The organism is Winogradskyella vidalii (assembly GCF_013403955.1).
Lineage (GTDB): Bacteria > Bacteroidota > Bacteroidia > Flavobacteriales > Flavobacteriaceae > Winogradskyella > Winogradskyella vidalii.
Map to the genome: position 1 here is coordinate 1 of NZ_JABFDG010000050.1, position 659 is coordinate 659.

General features: G+C 29.7%; 1 protein-coding gene. It reads left to right on the forward strand.

Going from position 1 to position 659, the window contains the following annotated elements; genetic code table 11:
* Positions 1-519: hypothetical protein (locus HM982_RS18430; protein WP_218849897.1), on the forward strand; the 519-nt coding region annotated here is incomplete at its 5' end.
* Positions 520-659 lie beyond the last annotated feature (140 nt).

Sequence of the window (659 nt, forward strand, 5' to 3'; positions counted from 1 at the left end):
ACAAACACGTTGTACAACATTTTGAAAAAAACTTTCGTAATCATATTGACCCTAATTGGAATTCTTGTTTTTGGACAAGAAAACAAAATGGCTGAAATTGATAATCAATCAAAATTAATCGATTCTGACACTGAATTAATCGAGTCAAATTTTGACTTGACTAATGAATCTAAATTAAGAGTTTGGCATAAGGAAAAACGAATTTTCAAAATAGTCCAAGAAATGAATGTTGATTATGGAGAAATAAAATCGGAAATCTATTTAGTCGGAAATAAGCCAATTAAAATAATTGAATCTGAAAGCACGTATTTCTTTCTTACTGACTCTATTGCAAAAATTAAAGGTTACAGTATAGACATCGAAGAAAATTTCCGAGTTGTTTCATACATAACTAACTGGAATAAAAAACAAAGAGAATTAATCGTTTCTGGAGAACCAACTGAGAAAAAAAATATCTCTTACGAACTGAATAAATATGCTGGAATTATCAGAAAAGCCGAAAAATTAATTAATGAATAAAAAAAACGTTGTACAACACCGTGTATAATTAATTGCTAGGTCACTGCCGACTTACGAAAATTCCGCTGGAATTTTCTATCTGTGATTTGTTTGTTAACTTAGTTGCTTAACTACGCAACTAACCATACACAAACACGTTA